Annotated in this window: 21 protein-coding genes and 1 tRNA gene; 13 read left to right on the top strand and 9 right to left on the bottom strand. The window is 67.4% G+C overall.

Translation table 11 applies throughout. From position 1 onward, the window contains the following. Positions 1-22: 22 nt before the first annotated feature. Together TSH20_RS02455 and TSH20_RS02450 are read right to left on the bottom strand one after the other, a co-directional pair. Complete coding sequence (locus tag TSH20_RS02455; RefSeq protein ID WP_109073231.1) at positions 23-670, bottom strand: chemotaxis protein CheC; 648 nt, start codon at positions 668-670, stop codon at positions 23-25. Then, a complete protein-coding gene (locus TSH20_RS02450) occupies positions 667-1,062 on the bottom strand; it encodes a response regulator transcription factor (RefSeq protein WP_109073230.1) in 396 nt (131 codons plus the stop codon). Before TSH20_RS02450 ends, TSH20_RS02455 begins: the two co-directional genes overlap by 4 nt. Before the next feature lie 172 nt (positions 1,063-1,234). On the opposite strand from TSH20_RS02450, the gene TSH20_RS02445 reads away from it, so the two are divergent. Further along, positions 1,235-5,065: a tetratricopeptide repeat protein gene (locus TSH20_RS02445; protein WP_109073229.1), complete on the top strand. Its 3,831-nt coding sequence runs from the start codon at positions 1,235-1,237 to the stop codon at positions 5,063-5,065. Here TSH20_RS02445 and TSH20_RS02440 read toward each other — a convergent pair. From TSH20_RS02440 to TSH20_RS02420, 5 genes are read right to left on the bottom strand one after another with little or no spacing between them, the layout of a single operon-like run. After that, positions 5,037-5,828 (bottom strand): MetQ/NlpA family ABC transporter substrate-binding protein, encoded by a 792-nt coding sequence (locus TSH20_RS02440; protein ID WP_109073228.1) that lies wholly within the window; start codon positions 5,826-5,828, stop codon positions 5,037-5,039. The genes TSH20_RS02445 and TSH20_RS02440 overlap by 29 nt on opposite strands. A gap of 40 nt (positions 5,829-5,868) precedes the next feature. Beyond that, on the bottom strand, positions 5,869-6,537 hold the full coding sequence (locus TSH20_RS02435; RefSeq protein WP_109073227.1) for a methionine ABC transporter permease: 669 nt from the start codon (positions 6,535-6,537) through the stop codon (positions 5,869-5,871). Continuing rightward, positions 6,515-7,567, bottom strand: a complete 1,053-nt coding sequence (locus TSH20_RS02430) for a methionine ABC transporter ATP-binding protein (RefSeq protein WP_109073238.1) — start codon at positions 7,565-7,567, stop codon at positions 6,515-6,517. The genes TSH20_RS02435 and TSH20_RS02430 overlap by 23 nt, the downstream gene beginning before the upstream one ends. Before the next feature lie 44 nt (positions 7,568-7,611). Further along, the gene (locus TSH20_RS02425; protein ID WP_109073226.1) at positions 7,612-8,391 is read right to left on the bottom strand and encodes a MetQ/NlpA family ABC transporter substrate-binding protein; all 780 of its coding nucleotides are present in this window, start codon (positions 8,389-8,391) and stop codon (positions 7,612-7,614) included. Between the two features lie 36 nt (positions 8,392-8,427). Next, positions 8,428-8,628 carry a hypothetical protein gene (locus TSH20_RS02420; RefSeq protein WP_045583820.1) on the bottom strand — a complete coding sequence of 67 codons (201 nt, stop codon included), beginning with the start codon at positions 8,626-8,628 and terminating at the stop codon, positions 8,428-8,430. 574 nt (positions 8,629-9,202) lie between these two features. On the opposite strand from TSH20_RS02420, the gene hisG reads away from it, so the two are divergent. The 12 genes from hisG (at position 9,203) to TSH20_RS02360 (ending at position 20,415) form a co-directional block, all read left to right on the top strand. Continuing rightward, the gene (gene hisG, locus TSH20_RS02415; protein WP_109073237.1) at positions 9,203-9,880 is read left to right on the top strand and encodes an ATP phosphoribosyltransferase; all 678 of its coding nucleotides are present in this window, start codon (positions 9,203-9,205) and stop codon (positions 9,878-9,880) included. After that, entirely contained in the window at positions 9,864-11,168 is a 1,305-nt protein-coding gene (gene hisD, locus TSH20_RS02410; RefSeq protein ID WP_109073225.1) for a histidinol dehydrogenase, read from the top strand. Before hisG ends, hisD begins: the two co-directional genes overlap by 17 nt. Positions 11,169-11,189: 21 nt before the next feature. Next, positions 11,190-11,675, top strand: a complete 486-nt coding sequence (locus tag TSH20_RS02405; RefSeq protein WP_109073224.1) for a UPF0262 family protein — start codon at positions 11,190-11,192, stop codon at positions 11,673-11,675. 16 nt (positions 11,676-11,691) lie between these two features. Then, entirely contained in the window at positions 11,692-12,165 is a 474-nt protein-coding gene (locus TSH20_RS02400) for a low molecular weight phosphatase family protein (protein ID WP_109073223.1), read from the top strand. A 314-nt stretch (positions 12,166-12,479) separates the two neighbouring features. Further along, positions 12,480-14,864 (top strand): ATP-binding protein, encoded by a 2,385-nt coding sequence (locus tag TSH20_RS02395; protein ID WP_247871610.1) that lies wholly within the window; start codon positions 12,480-12,482, stop codon positions 14,862-14,864. Positions 14,865-14,931: 67 nt separating this feature from the next. Further along, the gene (locus TSH20_RS02390) at positions 14,932-16,158 is read left to right on the top strand and encodes a lytic transglycosylase domain-containing protein (protein ID WP_109073222.1); all 1,227 of its coding nucleotides are present in this window, start codon (positions 14,932-14,934) and stop codon (positions 16,156-16,158) included. Positions 16,159-16,315: 157 nt separating this feature from the next. Next, positions 16,316-16,534, top strand: a complete 219-nt coding sequence (infA, locus tag TSH20_RS02385) for a translation initiation factor IF-1 (RefSeq protein WP_012977999.1) — start codon at positions 16,316-16,318, stop codon at positions 16,532-16,534. Positions 16,535-16,559: 25 nt separating this feature from the next. Further along, complete coding sequence (locus tag TSH20_RS02380) at positions 16,560-17,183, top strand: Maf family protein (RefSeq protein ID WP_109073221.1); 624 nt, start codon at positions 16,560-16,562, stop codon at positions 17,181-17,183. After that, positions 17,180-18,415: a ribonuclease E/G gene (locus TSH20_RS02375; RefSeq protein WP_109073220.1), complete on the top strand. Its 1,236-nt coding sequence runs from the start codon at positions 17,180-17,182 to the stop codon at positions 18,413-18,415. Before TSH20_RS02380 ends, TSH20_RS02375 begins: the two co-directional genes overlap by 4 nt. A gap of 30 nt (positions 18,416-18,445) precedes the next feature. Continuing rightward, entirely contained in the window at positions 18,446-18,649 is a 204-nt protein-coding gene (gene yacG, locus TSH20_RS02370) for a DNA gyrase inhibitor YacG (RefSeq protein ID WP_109073219.1), read from the top strand. Between the two features lie 118 nt (positions 18,650-18,767). Further along, positions 18,768-18,843: transfer RNA gene (locus TSH20_RS02365), tRNA-Phe, on the top strand. Between the two features lie 318 nt (positions 18,844-19,161). Then, positions 19,162-20,415 (top strand): integrase, encoded by a 1,254-nt coding sequence (locus tag TSH20_RS02360; protein WP_109073218.1) that lies wholly within the window; start codon positions 19,162-19,164, stop codon positions 20,413-20,415. 330 nt (positions 20,416-20,745) lie between these two features. On the opposite strand, the gene TSH20_RS34510 is transcribed toward TSH20_RS02360, so the two are convergent. Both TSH20_RS34510 and TSH20_RS02355 read right to left on the bottom strand, forming a co-directional pair. Next, the gene (locus TSH20_RS34510; protein WP_146205450.1) at positions 20,746-21,855 is read right to left on the bottom strand and encodes a hypothetical protein; all 1,110 of its coding nucleotides are present in this window, start codon (positions 21,853-21,855) and stop codon (positions 20,746-20,748) included. Between the two features lie 226 nt (positions 21,856-22,081). After that, positions 22,082-22,287: hypothetical protein (locus TSH20_RS02355; protein WP_109073217.1), on the bottom strand; the 206-nt coding region annotated here is incomplete at its 5' end.

Raw genomic sequence — 22,287 nt, 5'->3', positions numbered from 1 at the left:
CAGCCGGTTGTTCTTGTTGCCGTCACGCCACCAGCCGCCCGATATAGCGGCCGAGCGTCGCCTGCAGCGTCCCGGCGGAGCCGGCGTCGAGCAGCAGGACAACCCGTCCCGCCACCGCCGCCCCGTCGCCGCCCGGCAGGGTCGTGCGCAGGTCGATGTGGAACAGCACGGCGGCGCCGTCCGCGGTTGGAGCCGTTCCCGAACATCCCCGCAGGACGTCCGCCGCACCGCCGCGGAACACCGCCGGCAGGCCGGTTTCGACCGGTTCGCCCAGCAGGTTGGCGACCAGGGCCAGCGCGCTGTTCAGCACGACGTTGCCCAGCTCCGCCAGAACCTCGTCCTCCAGCTCGGGAACATCCTCCGCCGGCACGTCGGACGGCAGGGCGGCGCGCACCAGGCACAGGCTGCCCGCCTGGGGGAAGACCAGCAGGGCGCATCCCGCGAACAGGCCGCCCAGCGTTTCCGAAATGCCCACCAGCGGCGGCGTCAGCGCCCGGTCCAGCAGCCCGGCCACCTCGTCCGGCGGCACCATCTCCACCGACGGGACCGACAGGGTGACCAGCCCGCCCAGCATGCGGCCGAGCGCCGTCGAGGCCCGGCCGATGCCGATGTTGCCCAACTCAGCCAGCGCGTCGCGCTCCAGCTCGCTCAGCATGGGGGCTGCGGTCACTCCTGAGGAGCCTGGGTGGGCCGGCGCGGCGGCAGGGCGGTGGAGTTCAGGAAGCGGGCGACCTGCTCCTCCTCCAGCGGCTTGGGCATGAAGGCGGCGCCGACCGCGCGGATGCCGGACACCACCGCGTCCTGGGCGTTGGCGGTGATGATGGCGATGTGGACATCGGGATGGCTCTGGCGCAGCTTCGCCGCGGTGTCCACGCCGTTGTCGCCGGGCATGTTGTAGTCGATGATCGCGACGTCGACCGGCGTGCCCTGCAACGTCTTGAAGAGTTCGTCACCGTTCGCTGCCTCGACCACCGACCAGTCGGGCTTGTTGCGCAAGACCATGGCCCGCACATGCATGCGCGAAAGCTTGCTGTCGTCGACGATGATTGCAGTCTTACTCAAGATATAAGCCTTTTGGATGGAGATCGGCCGGCGAAGCCGAATTGCGCGCAAGTATACAGGATGAAGATTGTCACGCCAGTCCCCTTAACTGCATTCGGGATTTTGCCTGCGCGCCGCCCGGCCGATTCATGCTATCGAAATGGCCCGTTCCTTCCCTTGGCGCCCCTCGCTCATGCCGCCACCCGCAGCCCCCGCCAGAGCCGTCTCCACCAGACTGGCCGCCCTCCTGCGCGAGGCGCTGGCCCACCACCGCGCCGGGGACCTGGACGGGGCGGAGCGCGGCTATCGCGCCATGCTGGCGGTCGATGGCGGCAACGCCGACGCGCTGCACCTGCTGGGTGTGCTGCACCACCAGCGCAGGCAGGATGCCGACGCCGTCCGCCTGATCGGGCAGGCCATTGCCCGGCGCCCGAATATGGCGGAGCAGCATGCCAATCTCGGCCTCGCCCTCCACGCGCTGGGCCGGCTGGCGGAGGCGGAGGCGGAATACCGCCGGGCGCTCGCCCTGCGCGAGGCCTATGCGGAGGCGCACAACAGCCTGGGCAGCGCCCTGCAGGATCAGGACCGGCTGGCGGAGGCCGCGCGCCATTACCGCCGCGCGCTCGACCTCGACGCCGGCTATGCCGAGGCCTGGGCCAATCTCGGCACGCTGCTGCGGGCGCAGGATGACCATGGCGAGGCGGAAACGGCGCTGCGCCATGCCCTGCGGCTCGACCCCGGCCATGCCACCGCCCTGACCAACCTCGGCGTCGTGCTGAAGGAGACCGGCCGCACCGGCGAGGCCGAGGCGGCGCATCTGGAAGCGCTGCGCCTCGCCCCCGGCGATGCCGAGACGATGGTGAATCTCGCCCTGCTGCGCGAGGCGCAGGGGCGCGGCGAGGAGGCGGAGGCGCTCTATCGCCACGCTCTCGTCCATGCCCCCGGCTTTGCGTTGGCCCGCTGGAACCTCGCCCTGCGGCTGCTCGGCCGCGGCCGGCTGGCGGAGGGGTGGGACGAGTATGAGGCGCGCTTCGCCTCCCGCCGCGTGTCCGCCGGGCGCAACATCGCCCTGCCGGCCTGGGATGGCGCGACCGGCCGGCGCCTGCTGGTCTGGCGCGAACAGGGGCTGGGCGACGAGCTGATGTTCGGCACCGCCCTGCCCGACCTCGCCGCAACGCTGGGGCCGGCGGCGCTGGTGGTGGAGGTCGATGCCCGCCTGACAGGACTGGTCGGCCGCGCCCTGCCCGGCGTCACGGTGCGGGCGGAGACGGCTGACCCGACGGACGCCGCCACCGGTGCCGCCACCGGTGCCAAGGCCCATCTGCCGATGGGAACGCTGCCCCGTCTGCTGCGCTCCACCCTGGCCGATTTTCCCGCCCGGCCGTCCTGGCTGGCGCCCGACCCGGCGCGCGCCGCAGCATGGGCTGACCGGCTGGCGGCGCTGGGGCCGGGTCTGCGCGTCGGGATCTGCTGGGGCAGCCAGAACATGCTGGGGGAGCGCAAGGCTTCCTACACCGCGCTCGCCGACTGGGCGCCGCTGCTGACCCTGCCCGGCCTGATCCCGGTCACCCTGCAATATGACGGGCGCGAGGCGGAAATCGCCGCAGTCGAGGCCAAACTGGACCTGCGCATCCACCGCTGGCCCGGCACCGACCTGAAGAACGATCTGGAGGGCGTCGCCGCGCTGATCGCCAACCTCGACCTCGTGGTGACGGTGGCGAGTTCGGTCGGCGAGATGGCGGGCGCGCTGGGGGTGCCGGTCTGGCGCTTCGGCCCGGCCGGCGACTGGACGGCGCTGGGCAGCGGCGTGCGGCCCTGGTTCCCGTCGATGCGGCTGTGGAGCACGCGCTCCGGCGAGACCCTGCCCGACGTTCTGGTGCGCATGGCTGCGGAGTTGCGCCGGCTGGTCCCTGCCTTGCCCTTTGATGAATGGCTTGCCGAAGCCCGCTCGCTTCATGAGTCAGGCCGCTGGCCCGAGGCGGAGAAGGCTTACCAACGCATCCTAGACCAGGGCGGCGAGGTGCCGGCGGCGCTTGAGGGCTACGCGCTGCTCGGCCATCAGGCCGGCCGCCCCGACATCGCCGCCACCCTGCTGAGCCGCGCCATCGCGGTGGAGCCGACCGCCGACCGCCATAAGCGCCGCGCGCTGGCCCATCAGGAGATGGGCGCCCTGGCCGACGCCGAGGCCGACTGGCTGGCCGCCGCCCTGCTCGCCCCCGACGACGTCGAGGCGCTCGGCAATCTCGGCGCCCTTCGCCTGTCTCGTGGCGCGGCGGCCGAGGCGGCGGAGGCGACCGACGCGGCGCGGCGCCTCGCCCCCTTCCATGCCGGGCTTTGGTCCAATGCCGGGCTGGCGCGGCAGGCGCTGGGCAGCGACGGCCTGCCCTTTTTCCAGCGGGCACTCGCCCTCGACCCGGCACTGGCGGAGGCCTGGACCGCCCTGTCGGCCGATGCCCTGCGCGACCCCGGCCATGCCGCCGAGGCGGAGCATGCCGCCGGCCGGGCCTTGCACCTGCGACCCGGCGACCCGGCGGCGGTCAGCAACATGGGGCTGGCGGCCCTGGCGCTCGACCGTCCGGCCGACGCGGTGGCGTATCTGCGGCTGGCGCTCCAGGGCCGGCCGGGCGACCTCGGCACGCTCGGCAACCTCGCATTGGCGTTGGAGCAGGCGGGCGACGGCACCGCCGCCGGGCTGGCCTGGTGGCGGGTGATCCTGTTGGCCCCCGGCACCGGCGCCGGCTGGGCCGGGCTGGCCGACCTGCGGCAACGGCAGGGCCGGCTCGACGCCACGCTGAAGGGCTGGGGCCGTGCCCTGGCGCTGGAGCCGGCGCGGGCCGACTGGCGCTACAATCTCGGCAATGCCCTGCACGTCGCCGGCCGCCCGGCCGAGGCGGACGCGGCCTATCGCCGGGCGGTGGAGGACGACCCGACCCTGACGCTCGCCGCTTTCAACCGCGGTTACGCGGCGCTGGCGCGCGGGGAGATCACCGACGGCTGGACCGGGCTGGAGGCGCGATTCGCCGCCGGGCAGGCCCTGCCCGACCGCCGCTTCCGCATTCCCGCCTGGGATGGCGGCGATCCGGCCGGAAAGACCGTGCTGGTCTGGCGCGAACAGGGGGTGGGCGACGAGCTGATGTTCAGCGCCTGCTACCCCGACCTGATCGCGCGCGCCGGCCGGGTGGTTCTGGAATGCGAACCGCGGCTGGTGGACCTGTTCGCGCGCTCCTTCCCGCAGGCGGTGGTGCGCGCGGCGACGGCGGATCCGGTGGACGCCGACGGCCACGTCCCGGCGGGGTCGCTGCCCCTGCTGCTGGGCTGGGGGCTGAGCGGCTTTCCGGCGCGGGGGGGATGGCTGCGGGCGGATGGGGCGGCGGTGAAGCGGTGGCGGGGGTGGTTGGGTGGTCTTTCCGAAGACACTTGCCCCCACCCTACCCCTCCCCCGCTGGGCGGGGGAGGGGATAGGAGCTTTGTCGGCGTTCAGCGGCAGTCCCTCCCCCGCCCAGCGGGGGAGGATAGGTGGGGGGCTAACTCCGCAAGAAGCGACACCCTCACCATCGGCCTCTGCTGGCGCAGCGGCCTGCGCAGCGCATTGCGCGATGCCAACTACGCCCCGCTGGCCGACTGGGCGCCGATCCTCACCCTGCCCGGCCTGCGCTTCATCAACCTTCAATATGACGACTGCGAAGCCGAACTCGCCGACGCCGAACGCCGCTTCGGCATCACGATCCACCGCCCGCCGCTCGACCTGAAGAACGACCTCGACGGCGCGGCGGCCCTGACGGCGGCGCTGGATCTGGTAATCTCCGCTGGAACGTCGGTGGCGGAGATGGCCGGCGCGCTGGGATTGCCGGTCTGGCGGATCGGGCCGGCAGGAGACTGGACGGCGCTCGGCACCGGCTGCCGGCCCTGGTACCCGTCGATGCGGCTGTTCGGCCCGCGACCGGGAGAAACGCTCGGCGACGCGCTGGGTGCCGCCGGGCGTGCCCTCAACGCTCTCAGAACGCGGGAACCACGGCGTTCTTGAACTTGGTGAGGATGAACTCCTTCACCTCCGGGCTGTTGTAGGCCTTCACCAGCTTGGCGACCCAGGGCTTGTCCTTGTCGGCCTTGCGGACGGCGATGACGTTGGCATAGGGGCTGTCCGCCGCCTCGCGGGCGATGGCGTCCTTGACCGGGTCGATGCCGGCCTCCAGCGCGAAGTTGGTGTTGATGGCGGCGACGGTCACGTCATCCAGCGAGCGCGGCAGCTGGGCGGCGTCCAGCTCGACGATCTCCAGCTTCTTCGGGTTCTCGACGATGTCGATCGGCGAGGCCTTCAGGGTGCCGCCGTCCTTCAGCTTGATCAGGCCCTTGGCCTGCAGCAGCAGCAGGACGCGGCCGCCGTTGGTCGGGTCGTTGGGGATGGCGACCTTGGCGCCGGACTGCAGCTCGTCCAGGCTCTTGACCTTCTTGGAATAGATGCCGATCGGGTAGACCACCGTCTTGCCGACGCTGATCAGATCGAAACCGCGGTCCTTCACCTGGTTGTCCAGATAGGGCTGGTGCTGGAAGCTGTTGGCGTCCAGATCGCCGCCGGCCAGCGCCTGGTTCGGGATGACGTAGTCGGTGAACTCGATGATCTGGATGTCCAGCCCGTCCTTGGCAGCGATGGGCTTCACCGCCTCCAGGATCTGGGCGTGCGGACCGGCGGTGACGCCGACCTTGATGGTTTCGGCAGATGCACCGAAGGCGACGGCCAGGGTGGCGGCGCCGGCCAACAGGGAAGCCAGCGAACGGAAGCGCAGCATCTCGAACACTCCTCGGGTTTCTTGTGTCAGGATTTCGGGATCAGGATTTCAGATTGCGTTTGTTGACGCGGCGGGCGATCCAGTCGCCCGTCGACTGAAGGATCTGCACCAGCACGATCAGCACGATCACCACCGCCAGCATCACCTCCGGCAGGAAGCGCTGATAGCCGTAGCGGATGCCGAGATCGCCCAGGCCGCCGCCGCCGACGGCGCCGACCATGGCCGAATAGCCGACGAGGCTGACCGCCGACAGGGTCAGGCCGGCGACGATGCCCGGCAGGGCTTCCGGCAGCAGGACCTTGCGGATGATCTGGAACGGCGTGGCGCCCATCGCCTGCGCCGCCTCGACCAGACCGCGATCCACCTCGCGCACCGCATTCTCGACGACGCGGGCGATGAAGGGGGCGGCGGCGACGGTCAGCGGCACGATGGCGGCATTGGTGCCGATGGAGGTGCCGGCGATCAGCCGGGTGAAGGGAATGATCGCCACCACCAGGATGATGAAGGGGGTGGAGCGGGTCATGTTGACCACCGCTCCCATCACCTTGTTGAAGGCGAAGTTCTGCAGCAGCTCGCCCCGGCCGGTGACGGCCAGCATCACGCCGATCGGCAGGCCGATCAGCGTCCCGATGGCGCCCGACACCGCCACCATGTGCAGCGTGTCGAGCAGCCCCTTGATCAGCAGGTCAATGATTTGCGGGGAGAGCATGGCCCAACACCTCGACACCCAGATTGTTCTCTTTCACCAGCGCCATGGCGGCCTCGACCTTGGCCTGATCGCCCAGCGCCTCCACCACCAGCGTGCCGAAGGGCGCGCCCTGGATTTCGTCGATCTGGCCGTGCCAGATGTTCAGGTCCAACTCCAGTTGGCGGCTGATGGCGCTGATGACCGGGGTGGTCGCCTTCTCGCCGGTGAAGGTGATGCGCAGCACCGGATTGCTCCCCAAGCCGGGCTGCGGCGACAGCCTGTCGCGCAGGCTGTCGGGGATGCCGCGGTTGATGACGGGATCGACGAAGCTGCGGGTGGTCGGGTGCTTCGGGTGGGCGAAGATGTCGAAGACCGGCCCCTGTTCGATCACCCGGCCGCCTTCCATCACCGCCACCTTGTGGCAGATCTCCTTGATGACGGCGATCTCGTGGGTGATGAGGACGATGGTCAGGCCCAGCCGCCGGTTGATGTCGGCCAGCAGATGCAGGATCTGCGTCGTCGTCTCTGGATCGAGCGCCGAGGTCGCCTCGTCCGACAGCAGCACCTTCGGCTTGCTGGCGAGAGCGCGTGCGATGCCGACGCGCTGCTTCTGCCCGCCCGACAGTTCCGCCGGATAGCGGTCGCGCTTGTCGGCCAACCCGACGAGGTCGAGCAGCGGCTCCACCGCCTTGCGGATCTCCGCTCTGGCCATGCCGGTCAGTTCCAGCGGCAGCGCCACATTGTCGAAGACGGTGCGCGAGGACAGCAGGTTGAAGTGCTGGAAGATCATGCCAATGGAATGGCGGGCCTGCCGCAGTTCCGCCGCGGACAGGGTGGTCATCTCCACCCCGTCGACCATGACGCTGCCCGAAGTCGGGCTTTCCAGCAGGTTGACCGTGCGAAGCAGCGTGGATTTCCCCGCGCCGGACCGGCCGATGATGCCGAAGATCTCGCCGCGGCCGACCGTGATGTCGACATCGGCCAGAGCCTGTACCGAAGCGCCGCCGCCACGTGCGGCGTAAGTCTTGTGAATGTTTGTTAGCGTTATCATCATTTATTCGGCAAAGGGGGACGTCCTGCGTCCCCCCAGCCCCTTCACCAAGTCGGAATGATGGAACCGTTGAAGCGCGTTTCGATAAACTGCCGCACTTCGGGCGAACGATACAGCGCAATGAAGCGCTTGATCGTCGGGTCTTCCATGCGATCCTTGCGGACCGCCCACACCAGGTTCCACTTGGACTGGTCATCCTCCAGCACCAGCGCCTTCTTCGGTTCCAGCCCGGCCAGCACGGCATAGTTGAGGGTGATGACCGACGCATCCACGTCGTCGAGCGAGCGCGGAAGCTGGGCCGCATCCAGTTCCACCAGCTTGATGCCCTTCGGGTTCACGATGTCGGCGATGGTCGTGTTCAGCCCGGCCCCCTCCTTCAGCCCGATCACGCCGGCCCTGGCCAGTAGGAACAAGGCACGGGCACCGTTGGTGGGGTCGTTGGGGATCGACACCGACGCGCCCGGCTTCAGGTCGGCCAGCGCCTTCACCTTGCTGCTGTAGACGCCCATCGGCACCACGACGCTCTTGGCGACGGAGACGATGTCGTAGTTGCGCTGCTTCACCTGATTGTCCAGGAAGGGCTGGTGCTGGAAGTTGTTGGCGTCGATGTCGCCGGCCTGGAGTGCGGCATTGGGCATGTTCCAGTCGGTGAACTCGATCACCTGCGCCTCGATACCCTCCTTGGCGGCCAGCTTGGCGGTGAAGTCCAGGATCTCGCCATAGGGGCCGGCGGAAACGCCGAGCTTCAGCGGAGCGGCGACGGCGGAGGCGGCGGAGGTCAGCAGGCCGGCGGCGACCGCCACCGACATCAGGATGCGTTTCATCGGGACTTTCCTCGGAATCGTTGGATCGGCGGGTCGTCAGCGGCGGCGGGTGTCGGGCAGCCGGCTGTAATGCTGGTGGGCGGCGCGCTGGGCCTGTCCGACATTGCGGAAGACGCGGCGGTCGAGATCGCGGAAAGCCCAATCGGACACGAAGAAGGTGAAGCCGCCGCGTTCGGCGACGACGATGCCGGCGGAGCGGCCCTGGACTTCGATGGCGTAGGCGTTGGCGTGGGACATGGCGAAGGACTCCCCTCGGCGCGGCTGGCCCTCGGCATGGCGGGGCGGCGGCGCAACGATGTTCGGCTCTGGCGTTCGGGACTGGCGGATGTGCGGGATGGGCGCTGTGTTGTTGTGCCGCAGGTCAGCGGCAACACAGGCCCGAACGCATCATGCAGGCCGGGGGCGCGGTCCGAAGCACGGATGGGGGAGCGGAAACTCGCGAGGTCATTCCGGTCTCTCCTTCTTGAAGAGGTCCACGACCGGTATCGTGGCGCTTTAGCGTTTGGTGACGCGGCGCAAGCTGCAGAAGTCAAATTGCCGCGGGATGCCCGGTGGGGCGTCCATGGGTTTTTTATCTACTCTTTCGATGGGGTTTGGTCAAACTCATTTTTCGGTTTTGTGTGAAATTCCGTATTGGGCAAAATTCTTGCGTAAAATCTCGCAGGCGCGACAGCGACAGGTGACGGGCGCGTGGAATGTGCTATCTATCGCGTCGATGGTTCATCCGGGGCATGCACATCGCCCCGGCGAGCGATGCGAGGAGAGTGTTTTGTCCGCCGATCCCAGCGCCCAAGGGGTGACTGCCGCCGCGATGACGGCCACACCGGTTGACGACCAGCTGGTGCTGGCCCTGCCCAAGGGCCGCATCCTGAAGGAGCTGCGCCCGCTGCTGTCCCATGCCGGCATCCATCCGGAGCCGGCCTTCGACGACGACAAGAGCCGGCTTCTGCGCTTCGCCACCAATGTGCCGAACCTCAGCATCATCCGTGTCCGCTCCTTCGACGTGGCGACCTTCGTCGCCTTCGGCGCCGCCCATCTGGGCGTGGCGGGCAACGACGTGCTGATGGAATTCGACTATCCGGAAATCTACGCCCCGCTCGACCTCGGCATCGGCGCCTGCCGGCTGTCGGTCGCCGAACCGGTGGAGATGATGGAGGGCGACGATCCGTCGCGCTGGAGCCACGTCCGCGTCGCCACCAAATACCCGGAAGTGACCAAGCGCCACTTCGCCGCCCGCGGCGTCCAGGCCGAATGCGTCAAGCTGAACGGCGCGATGGAGCTGGCGCCGACGCTGGGCCTGTGCCGCCGCATCGTCGACCTGGTCTCCACCGGCTCGACGCTGAAGGCCAACGGGCTGGTGGAGGTGGAGCATATCGCCGACGTCACCTCGCGCCTGATCGTCAACCGCGCCGCCTTCAAGACGCGGACGGCCGAGATTTCTCAGTGGATCGACAAGTTCCGGGAGGCGGTGAATGCCCGTCAGGCTTGATATTCGCGACGCGGACTTCGCCGCCGGGTTCGAGGCGCTGCTGCACGCCAAGCGTGAGGCCAGCGAGGATGTCCAGACGCTGGTCGCCGGGGTGATCGAGCAGGTGCGCACGCGCGGCGACGCCGCCCTGATCGACTACACCGCCCGCTGGGACCGTCAGACCCTGACGCCCGAGACCCTGCGCATCGGCCGGGACGAGATCGACGCCGCCACGGCGAAATGCTCGGCCGAGACGCTGGAGGCGCTGGACCTCGCCGCCGCGCGGATCGAGGAGTTCCACCGCCGCCAGATTCCGGAGGTCACCGACTACCGCGACGCCGCCGGGGTGCGGCTGGGCGCGCGCTGGACGCCGGTCGGCGCCGTCGGTCTCTATGTGCCGGGCGGCACCGCCTCCTACCCGTCGTCGGTGCTGATGAACGCCCTGCCGGCCAAGGTCGCCGGGGTGGAGCGCGTCGTCATGGTGGTGCCGACGCCGGACGGGGCGATCAACCCGCTGGTGCTGGCCGCCGCCAAGCGCTGCGGCGTCGACGAGATCTACCGCATCGGCGGCGCCCAGGCGGTCGCGGCGCTGGCCCACGGCACGGCGACGATCCGGCCGGTCGACAAGATCGTCGGCCCCGGCAACGCCTTCGTCGCCGCCGCCAAGCGGCAGGTCTACGGCCTCGTCGGCATCGACAGCATCGCCGGCCCGTCGGAGATCCTGGTGGTCGCCGATGGCAGGAACGATCCGGCCTGGATCGCCATGGACCTGCTGTCGCAGGCGGAGCACGACACCTCGGCCCAATCGATCCTGATCACCGACGATGCCGCCTTCGCCGACGCGGTCGCCGCGGCGGTGGAGAAGCATCTGGAAACGCTGCCGCGCACGGGAATCGCCGGTGAAAGCTGGCGCGAGCATGGCGCCATCGTGCTGGTCGGCGACCTGATGGCCGACGCCCCCGCCCTGGTCGACCGGCTGGCGCCGGAGCATCTGGAGCTGGCGGTGGAGGATCCCGACGCGCTGGCGGCGAAGATCAGCAATGCCGGCGCCATCTTCCTCGGCCGCTACACGCCGGAGGCCATCGGCGATTACGTCGCAGGTCCCAACCATGTGCTGCCGACGGCACGCAGCGCCCGCTTCTCCTCCGGCCTCAATGTGCTGGACTTCATGAAGCGGACGACCTTCGTCGCTTGCGACGCCGACAGCCTGCGGGCCATCGGTCCGGCGGCGGTGACGCTGGCGATGGCCGAAGGGCTGGAGGCGCATGCGCGCTCCGTCGCGCAGCGGCTGCCGGGCTACAAAGACTAACGACAGCGGGGGAGGCGGGGCGTGACGACGGCGAAGAGCAAGCGGCGCATCACCCATGTGACGCTCGACGAGCGGAGTGTCGTCCGCCACAAGCCGGAGGTCGAGCATGAGCGCGCCGTCGCCATCTTCGACCTGCTGGAGGACAACGAGTTCTGCCCCTGCGACTTCGCGGAGGACGGGCCGTACCACCTGCACCTGTCGATCGAGGACAACCGGCTGGTCTTCGACATCCGGCGCGAGGACGACAGCGTGCTCGACCGGCTGATGCTGCCGATCACCGGCTTCCGCTCGATCGTGCGGGACTATTTCCTGATCTGCGAGAGCTATTACGCCGCCATCAAGCGGTCGACGCCCTCGCAGATCGAGGCCATCGACATGGGCCGCCGTGGCCTGCACAACGAGGGGTCCGAGATGCTGCGCGAACGTCTGGCCGGCAAGGTGGAGATGGACCTGCAGACCGCGCGCCGGCTGTTCACGCTGATCTGCGTTCTGCACATTCGCGGCTGACGGGCACGGGCGGCGCATGGCCATGGCGGCGACCCCGGTCCTCACATCCCTGCCGGTCACGAGCGTATTGTTCGCCTGTACCTACAACATGATCCGTTCGCCGATGGCGGCGGCGATGATGCGCCATTACCACGGCACCCGCGTCTATGTGGATTCGGTCGGCGTCCGCGAGGGCGACGAGGTCGATCCCTTCGCCGTCGCGGTGATGGAGGAGATCGGCATCGACCTGTCCAAGCACCGCTGCCGCACCTTCGAGGATCTGGAAGACACCAATTTCGACCTGATCGTCTCGCTGTCGCCCGAGGCGCAGCACCGCGCCATCGAGATGACGCGCACCATGGCCTGCGACGTGGAGTTCTGGAACACCTTCGACCCCACCCTGGTCGACGGCACCCGCGACGCCATGCTGGAAGCCTACCGGCAGGTCCGCGACGGCCTGCTGGACAAAGTTAAACAGCGCTTCCCCCTGACCCGCGGGCCGACGGTTTAGAGTTGATCTGATGCTTATTGAAGCATCAGATCAACTCCAGCCGTTTGATTTTCCGTGCGATTCACGTTTCAAACGAGTCCGTCTGAAACGATCGCACTTTAGCGGCAGGTCCCCACCGGCCGCGTTCGCGTCTTCTGCCGCAGGCCGCCACACGGCATGGTCGGTAATAATTTTGGCATTCTGCAACTTATTGCGCTGGGGGCAGTTCACATTGCATCCCCGCCAATGTTATTGAGCTGTGTCATCGCAACGCGCCGCGTGCCGCCTTAGGGTCGGGAGCGTCGACGAATTTTCGCGCGGAGAGCCGTCCATCCATGCCCGCCGGTCTGATGCCCCGCCTTCTCCGCGTCTTCAGCCCGCGCAGCCTGCGCGCGCGCCTGATGGGCGTGGTGCTGGCCTCGCTGGCGCTGCCGCTGGTTGGCGCGCTCTATCTCGCCGACCAGCAGCTCGACGACCATATCGGCGCCGCGCGCGAACTGGCCCTGCATCTGGCCGACGACGGGGTGCAGCGCCAGCATGACCTGATCGGCGAGGCGCGCAACCTGCTGGGCGTGCTGTCGCTGGTGCCGGCAATCCGCAACGCCACGCCGACCGACACCGGCGGCTGCGTCGCCACCCTGGCACCGATGCCGCGCCAGCACCGCTGGACCACCGGCGTCTGGCTGACCGATGCCGACGGCAACATCATCTGCGACACCACCGGTCCGGGCGCCGGCATCTCGCTGCGCGAACGCGAATATTTCCAGCGCGTCCTCGACACCAAAAGCTGGGTGGTCAGTGATTTCATCATCGGCAAGCGCTCGCTGAAGCCGCTGATCATCGTCGCCAGCCCGATCATCGAGAATGGCCGGATCGTCCGCGTGATGGGCGTCGCCGTCGACCTGACCTGGCTGACCGATCTGGTGAAGGTGCTGAAGCAGCCCGACGCCCGCGTGATGGTGCTGGACCGCAACGGCGTGATCGTCGCCCGCCAGCCCGATCCGGAAGGCTGGCTGAACCGCAATGTCGGCCAGATGCGCCATGTCCAGCAGATGCTGAAGGAACGGGACGGCTTCCTGGATTCAGAAAGCGCCGACGGGCGCGACCGGCTGTGGGCCTTCCGCCATTCCGACGAAACCGACACGATCTTCGCCGTCGGCATGCCGACCAGCCCGATCATCGCGGAGGCGCGGCGCGACCTGTGGCAGAGCCTGGGGCTGCTGGGCATCGCCGCGCTGGTCAGCGTCACCGCGCTGTGGGTCCTGCTGCGCGCCTCCGTCCTGCGCTGGGTGTGGGAATTGGGCAGCGCGGCCACCCGCATCGGCGACGGCGGCGGCGGCACCGTGATCGAAGCGGAGCGGGCGCCGCATGAATTCCGCGTCGTCTCCCACGCCTTCAACAACATGTCGCGCCGCCTGAAGCAGCGCGAGCAGGAGCTGCGCTCCGCCATGGAGGAGGCGCGGGCCGGCAGCCGCGCCAAGGAGGAATTCCTCGCCACCATGAGCCACGAGATCCGCACGCCGATGAACGGCGTGATCGGATTCGCGGAGATGCTGCTGGAAACCCCGCTGACGGCCGAACAGCGGCGCTACGCCTCGCAGGTGCGCGATGCAGGACGGTCGCTGCTGACCGTCATCAACGACGTGCTCGACCTGTCGAAGCTGGAGGCGGGGCGGCTCGATCTGGTCAGCGTGCCCTTCCGTCTGGACGATCTGGCCGACCGCTGCGTCGCCATCGTCCGCCTGGCCGCCGAACAGAAGGGGCTGGAGCTGCAGACCAGCATTTCCGCCACCGCCCGCGGCTTCGTCATGGGCGACCCCGACCGGCTGCGCCAGATCCTGCTGAACCTGCTGAGCAACGCGGTGAAGTTCACCGACCGCGGCTCGGTCCGGCTGACGGTCAAGGCGATCGACGATGACGGCAGCCGGGGGGGCGGCATTCCGGGCGGCAAGCCCGGCGGCGGCCGCATCTGCACCTTTACCGTCACCGACACCGGGATCGGCATCGCGCCCGAACGGCAGCGCGACCTGTTCCAGCGCTTCACCCAGTTGGAACGCGGGCGCGGCGGCACCGGGCTGGGGCTGGCCATCTGCCGCCGGCTGGTGGAGCTGATGGGCGGCGAGATCGGCATGGAAAGCCGGCCCGACAGCGGCAGCACCTTCTGGTTCTCGCTGCCGCTGCTGCCCGCCGGCAGCGCCGCGGTCCAGCACGATGGCGCCCCCCTTGCCGAAAGCGAGCCCGGCAGCCCCGGCGCCCGCATCCTGCTGGCCGAGGATCTGGCGATGAACCGCGATCTGGCGGTGACCATGCTGACCAAGGCCGGCCACCATGTCGATGCCGTGGAAGACGGCGCCGCCGCGGTCGCCGCGGTGCAGGAACAGACCTACGACCTCGTGCTGATGGACGTGCAGATGCCGGTGATGGACGGGCTGGAGGCCACCCGCCGCATCCGTGCCCTGCCCGGACCGGTCGGCCGCATCCCGATCCTGGCCCTGTCGGCCGGCGTCCTGCAGGTGGAGGTCGAACGCTGCCTGCAGGCGGGCATGAACGCCCATCTGGCCAAGCCGCTTGAGAAAACCAAGCTGCTGGCCGCGATCGGCCGCTGGGTTCGCGTCGGGCACACGGACAATGGACCGACTGACAGCGGACCGGCTGACAGCGGACCGCCCGACGATGGACAGGATGAGCCTCCGCGTCCGCAGTTGATCGCGCACAGCTGACGAGTCGGTGTTATAGTGGCTGCACCCCTCCCGGCAGGCTCGGCCGGTCTGCAGCGAAGTGTGTGTCATGAAGGTTGCGCAGCCCCCTCTCGCCCCCGTTCCGGAGCGCAAGCCCGATATTCCCCCGTCGCTGGCCGATGGCGCCGGCGGCGAGTCGTCCTTCCGTGACGCGCTGGTCCAGACCAATCGGCCCGGCACCGAGGCCGCCCCCGTCGGCCGTCCCGCCAACGGCAGGCTCCAGGGCGGCCAGAAGGCACCGCCCCTGCCGGCCGCCAAGCCGCCGGCCCCGATCCTGCTGACCGACGGCACCCAGGTCCCCTTTCCGTCGGCCAAGCCGGTCACTCCGATCCGCTTGACCGACGGTACGGTCGTGCCGCTCCCCGCCGTCAAACCGCCCGCCCTCAAACCGCCCACCGTCAATTCGGAGACGCCGGTCCTGCTGGCGGACTCCGCGTCGGCGGACGGCGGGGCCGCGGCGCCACGCGCGCCCCTGCCCGGACTGAAGCCGGCGGCGCCGGTGGTGGGGCCGGCGGTGGCTCAAGGCCTGACCCCAAGCTCGAAGAAGGTGGCGGAGACGGTGAAGGCGGTGAACTCCGACGATCCGACCGCCACGCGGGTGCTGGTCGCCTCGCAGCAGGTCGCCGGCCTGTCGGGCCACAGCTTCACCGCGATCCTGGCCCAGGCCACCCAGGAAAGCGGGCTGGACCCCGGCGCCAGGAACAGCCGCAGCTCCGCCGCCGGCCCGTTCCAGTTCCTCGAATCGACATGGCTTGACCTGTTCCGCCGCCATGGCGCCGCCTATGGCCAGGGCGAGCTGGCCTCGCACATCCAGGTCCGCAACGGCGTGTCCAGCGTCAAGGATCCGGCGATCCGCCGCCAGATCCTGGAGCTGCGCCACGATGTCGACCTGTCGGCCGGCATGGCCGCCCGCTATCTGGCCGAGGGACGTGAGGCGCTGGAGAAGCGGCTGGGCCGCCCGGCCAGCGAATCGGAGAGCCGCATGGCCTATGTTCTGGGCTCCGGCGGGGCGGCGAAGCTGATTCGCGCCGCCGAATCGAGCCCCGGCGCCGTCGCAGCCGACCTGTTGCCCAGCGCGGCGAAGGCGAATCACAACCTGTTCCACGACCGCTCCACCGGCCGCGCGCTCACTGCGGCCGAAACGGTGGGCCGCCTGACCCGCCGCATGGAGATCGACCAGCGCGAGATGTTCGCGGCGATCGGCAAGGCGCTGGAACAGCCGCGCCGCCTGGAAGAAGGCGGCGCATCGCCGCTCAACCCCTATCAGGCGGTCTGACGCGGCAGCGGTTACAGGGTATTTTCGCCACACAACGCGGGGCTGCCCCGCGCCGATGGCTGCGGCCGAACGCATCGGCGGTGGGAATCCCCCTTGACCCGGCGGCCTTGGAAGGTCAGTTATTGCCGCGAAACTATTAGGACGGACATAAGGGCCTATGGCAAAGGAAGATCTGATCGAGTTTTCCGGGACCGTCGTCGAATTGCTTCCGAACGCGATGTTCCGGGTGAAGCTCGACAACGATCACGAGGTTCTGGCGCACACCTCCGGCAAGATGCGTAAGAACCGGATTCGCGTCCTGGCGGGCGACCGCGTCAATGTGGAAATGACGCCGTACGACCTGACCAAGGGCCGCATCACCTTCCGGTTCAAGTAGCATCCTTGCTGCATCGCGGTTCCCCGTGACGATCCCGTCCAAGGCGCCCCGGCTGGTGCTGGCTTCGGCCTCGCCCCGCCGGCTCGACCTGTTGCGCCAGATCGGCATCGTGCCCGACGCGGTCGACCCCGCCGATCTCGACGAAACGCCGCTGCGCGACGAACTCCCGCCCCAGCACGCCTTGCGTCTGGCGGCGGAGAAGGCGTCGTGCGTCGCCGCGCGCCATCCCGATTCGTGGATTCTCGCCGCCGACACCGTAGTCGCCTGCGGCCGCCGCATCCTGCCCAAGGCCGAACGGGAGGAGGAGGCGCGACGCTGCCTGTCCCTGCTGTCAGGCCGGCGGCACCGGGTGATCGGTGGCATCGTCCTGCTGATTCCAGGGACGGAAGGCCACCGCCGAATCGACCGGCTGGTCCGCACCGACGTCACCTTCAAGGTGCTCGACCGGGCGGAAACCGACGCCTACATCGCGTCCGGAGAATGGAAGGGCAAGGCCGGCGGCTATGCCATCCAGGGCCGGGCGGGGGCGCTGGTGCGCTGGATCGGCGGCTCCTACAGCAATGTCGTCGGGCTGTCCCTGCACGAGGTCGCCGGCATGCTGCATGGCGCCGGCTTCCCGCTTCCTCCCCCGACACCTCCCGAACAATGAGCAGGCTTGAGCTGCTGGTCGACCGCGACGGCCCGCTGACGCGGGCGGCGGTGCTGGCCGACGGCCGCCTGACCGACCTGCACATCGACCATGCCGACCGCCCGTCACTGCTGGGCACCATCATCCTGGGCCGGGTGGAGCGTATCGCCACCGGCCTGAACGGAGCCTTCGTCGATCTCGGGAATGGCCTGTCCGGCCTGCTGCCGGCCGCCGACGTGCGCCGTCCCGTCCTCGACGACGATTCCCCGCAGTCCCGCACCCATCGCCCCGGCGCAAAGCCGGCGCCCATTGGCGCGCTGCTGCGCACCGGCCAGCCGGTGCTGGTGCAGGTGAAGGCCGACGCCGTCGGGGCCAAGGGTCCGTCGCTGACGATGGACATCACCCTGCCCGGCCGTTTCCTGGTGCACGCGCCGCTCGGCCGCGACATCGCGGTGTCGAAGCGCCTCGGCACCGGCCCGGAGCGCGCAGCGCTGGCCCGCCGCATCGAACAGCTCGCCACCGGCGCCGGCTGGATCGTGCGGGCCGGTGCAGCCCAGGTCTCCGACGATCTTCTGGCCGCCGAATCGGAAGCGCTGCACCTGCAATGGCGCGCCATCCGCGACGATGCCCGCGCCGGCTCCGCCCCGCGCCTGCTGCATCCCGGCCCCGACGCCCCCACCCGCGCCCTGATCGAGCAGGGAGCAGCCGCCCCCGCCGCCATCCTGGTCGACGACCCGCCCCCGGCCGGCGGGATCAGAATGGGCGACGGGCCGCTGCTGTCGGCCTTGCGCGACTGGTGCGACCGCCACGCCCCCGACCTGCTGCCGCGTCTGAGCCCTCATACAGACGGCCAGCGCCTGTTCGACCTGCGCGACCTCGACACTGCGATTGCGGAGCTTCTGGATGTCCGGGTGCCGCTGCCGCTCGGCGGTTCGCTGGTGATCGAGCGGACGGAGGCGCTGACGGTGGTCGACGTCAATGCCGGGGAGCGCGGCAACCCGCTGGACGTCAACCTCGACGCCGCGGCGGAGATCGCCCGCCAGCTTCGCCTGCGCAATGTCGGCGGCATCGTGGTGGTGGATTTCGTCAACATGCGCAGCCGCGGCGATGCCGAGCGTGTGTTGGCCGCCCTGTCGCAGGCGGTGGAAAGCGACCCGGTGCAGACCCAAGTTTACGGCATGTCCAAACTGGGCTTGGTCGAACTGACCCGCGCCCGCCGCGGCACGCCGCTGGCAGCCCTGCTGCGGCCCTGACCGCGTATCGTCAGTTACGGAGGCCTTCCCTTGTCCGATCCCCAAACCCTTGGCGCCAAGACAGGCACCAATTGCCCGATCTGCGGCCGCCCGACCGAACCGGCCACCCGCCCCTTCTGTTCCAAGCGCTGCGCCGACGTGGATCTGTCGCGCTGGCTGGGCGGCGTCTACCGCATCGAGAGCCCGGAAACCCCTGCCGCGCCCGGCGGATCCGACCCGGATGAGGAGCTGTGAGACGGGTCTGAATTTTTTTGAATTTTCCTCTGGACAGCCCGTCCGAACCCCTCTAAAAAGCGCCCCACACGACGCGCCGCACCGACCGAAACGGTCACCCACCAAGCGGCGCCGAGATGCCCAGGTAGCTCAGTTGGTAGAGCAGGGGACTGAAAATCCCCGTGTCGGCGGTTCGACTCCGTCCCTGGGCACCATTTTCCTCTTGTAGATCAAGGGGTTAATGGTGAGATAGGTAAATCCAACTTACCTAACACTGACCTAGCACAGTCGTAGAGGACAATTTTCCTCTCCTGCTAAGCCACTGATTTTCCTCGATCTTCTTTCCCCTGTTTTCGCTGTGCTAGCACAATCGCAGCACAGTCTCGACAGCAGTGTGAACCCCTGTGGGCGACGATTTCCGCGCCCGAATCACCCCCCGAAAATCGCCCCTGTCGACTGTGCTAAATTCGCCCACAAGCGACAGTGACGACGCTATAATACAACCTATGGGTTGATGTCGTCAGGAGAGGGCAATGTCAGAGCCGTTCCAACTTTTCCAGCGCACCGGCAGCAGCAAGTGGTGGGTTCGGTTCTCGATCCGCGGCCAGGGCCAGATAAGGAAATCACTCGACACCACGGACGAAGCCGAGGCGAATCAGCGGGCACGTAAGGTCTACTATGAAGCCCTTTACCGCACCGAGAACGGCCTGAACGCCACGGCGAAGACCTTCGGCGACATGGCCGAGGAGTTCATCGCCAAGATCGAGCGTGAGGTTGAGCGCGGCGAACGTAAGAAGGAACAGGGGGAGAAGTTTCCCGGCATCGTCCGGCGCTACATGGTGGGCTATTTCGGCGACCGGGCGATGGACAGCATCACCGACCGCGACATCGACGCCTATGTGGAGTGGCGCAAGGATTACTGGAGCAAGGGACCGGGCCGGGATATCGCGTTCATCACCTACGAGCGCGCTGGCCGCCAAATCCGCCGCCCCATCACCAAGCGCGATCCCCCTACCCTATCCCGCCAGCGTAACGAGGCGGTGCTCCTCCGCATGCTTCTCCGATTCGCTGCCAAGCAGGGTTACATCAAGCAGGCGGCCATCCCCGAGGTCGAGGTGGTGAAAGCACCGGACGTGCCCCGCCCCAGCTTCAGCGCCGATGAGTTCGGTCGGTTGGTCGAAACCTCAATGGCCCGTATGAGCGATCCGAAGCTCAATGAGCACGTTCGACGGGATCGGGCTATCCTGCACGCCTACATGATGATCGCCGCATTCACCGGCTGCCGCCCGACGGAATTGAAGGGGATGAACTGGGGGGATGTGCTGGGCTACCGGGAGGGGCGCAACAAGCCACTGCGTGACCGCGACATCCGCCTTCGCGTACGCGGAAAGGGCAAGGCCCGCACCTTCGTTCCCCAGGAAGCCGCCCTGCCCTGGTTCGACACCTTGTGGATGCTCTGGGTTCGAGCAATGAAGCGCGATCCGCTCGACGCTGAGCCGGTCTTCGCCACGACGGCCGGGAATCGGCTCGACAGCGTGAAGAAGAGCCTCGCCGAACTGCTGAAGGCATGCGACCTGCTGACCGACCATCGCGGTGTCCGTCGCACGTCCTATTCGTTCCGCCACTTCTACATCAGCCAGCAGCTCATTGCCGGCGTGGACATCTTCATCCTGGCTCGCAACACCGGCACGAGCAGCGACATGATCCATCGCTTCTACGCCGACGTGAAGCTGGAACTGATGAAGGACCACCTGCGGCCCGAGTGGAACCTCATGGTTTCCGTTTGAGACATCGTGTGTTGCCGAATAGCTCCTAGCCTGCGGTTAAAAGGCGGTTTCCTGTGCCTTTGGCAGAGAGAAGCTGGCATGGAACCGACAGTTGTGGATCTGGTGGCGAGGGTCATCGACCGGATCGACGATCGGCATCCTGGCCCCGGGCGTTCGCCAACGCCCACTGCGGGGGCCATGGAAACGCTTCGCCTCTTCCTGCGTAGAGGCGTCCAATGGCGCGAACTTCACGCGGTGGACGGCGCCTCGGCCCTTGGCGACCCCCAGCCCGTAGCGCAGACGGCTACTTGATGCTTGATACCGAACTTGCCATAGCAAACGCTCGAAGCTCTAGCAGGGACCACTCCCCTTCGACAGATTTTCTGCGGCGGGTATCAGTTCAAAGTTGTGAACGAACGCGCTCATACGGACCGGAAGACCAAGCTCAAAGAAGCATTTTACAGGAATTTTATGGTCCAGATGGAAGTCTTTTCCTCGGATGCCGTTGGGATCTATAGTAGACTTGTTAGCGCGATAAGCCTTGTTCATATAGGAATCTGCACGTTTCCTGTAGTCAGCGTAATTTTCACGCGAATAATAGCCCATTCTAGTGTCTCGGGCCGCTTGAGCATGCCGTACACCAAATCCTGCCCCCACAATACTGCCGAGTGCAGTGCCAAATTCGATGCCGAGCTCCCTTGCTGAAGGGCTCATGGCTCGTTCGAAAAACGCACCGTGTAAGATATCGATGTTACGGTCAACCACATCCAATGCGATTTCGTAGCAGGTCGCCCCCGCAAGCACCCCCGCTATCGGTCCCGCCATGACGGCAGCCGGTGCTGAGCAAACGGCGACACTTACCCCGACAACACTGCCGAAAACGATTGTGCTAAAAATGGCGTCTTTTGCGTCGTCTGCTCTTGTAAGGGCAGCAATCACAACATTGTGACCGTCGACTAATCCTGCCTTCGCTTTATTCCACAGGGCAGCAGCTACCTCCGGCGATTCAATCCAATACGTGTAAATTGCCTGGCTATAGATCTTCGATTCTTGGTCGAGGTATGTTGCGTATGGACCGGCACGTTGCTTTACTGAATTTGCAGTAATAGCGAGAGAATTAGCAACCTCTTTAATACTTGGAGTAATGTATGCCTGATCGATAGAGCGAGCCGTAGCAACCACCTCATCAGTGGCAGGCTTTATCCTGGAGCCATACAGGTCATTTGTTTTGGCGACAAGTTCATCTGTATATGGTTTTACCGATTCATCCATATATCTCTCAGCGCTTTGTTTGGCAGAGTCGATCTCTGGCTTGATGTGTTCTGCATAGGCTTCCGATGTACTCCGCAGTGCGGCATCGGCCGTTTCAGACAGGGTGTCAAGCCACCCCCCGGCAATCACCGTAGACGGTATGAAGGCACAAAGGCCCAGTGCCGAGATTGCCGAGAGACGCTTTGCCATCCGATCCCCCATCGGCTCACAAGACCTCCAATTGTACTCCGAGGCCTATGTTCAGCGTTTACGAGCGATGTGGTTACCCCATGGTTGATCAGAGTGCGTCGGATGTCCATTGCAGCACTTGACGCAATCCACCTCGCGCTGTTCACCGTGGCGGCCATCTTGATTATCGCTAACCGCATCATTGCATTCTGAAAATCGCCCCTAAATGGTGCATCCACCAAGTTGTTTAGACATGCGGGAGCGCGGCGATACCCAGTCGGCTCGGTGCGCGATGGCGCCGGCGCCTGCCCCAGACGAAGGGGTGCTTGTGCACATTCCAATAGGCGGTGGCCCGTTCCACCGCAGCCTCGATCTCGGCCCAGGCATCGAACCGGCGCCCTTTCAGCGCCAGTGAGCGCAGCACTTTCCACCAGGGCTCGATGAGGTTCAGGT

The sequence above is a fragment of the Azospirillum sp. TSH20 genome, assembly GCF_003115935.1.
Lineage (GTDB): Bacteria > Pseudomonadota > Alphaproteobacteria > Azospirillales > Azospirillaceae > Azospirillum.
The sequence above is the reverse complement of the archived record's forward strand: the minus strand, read 5'-3'. Positions and strand labels throughout refer to the sequence as shown.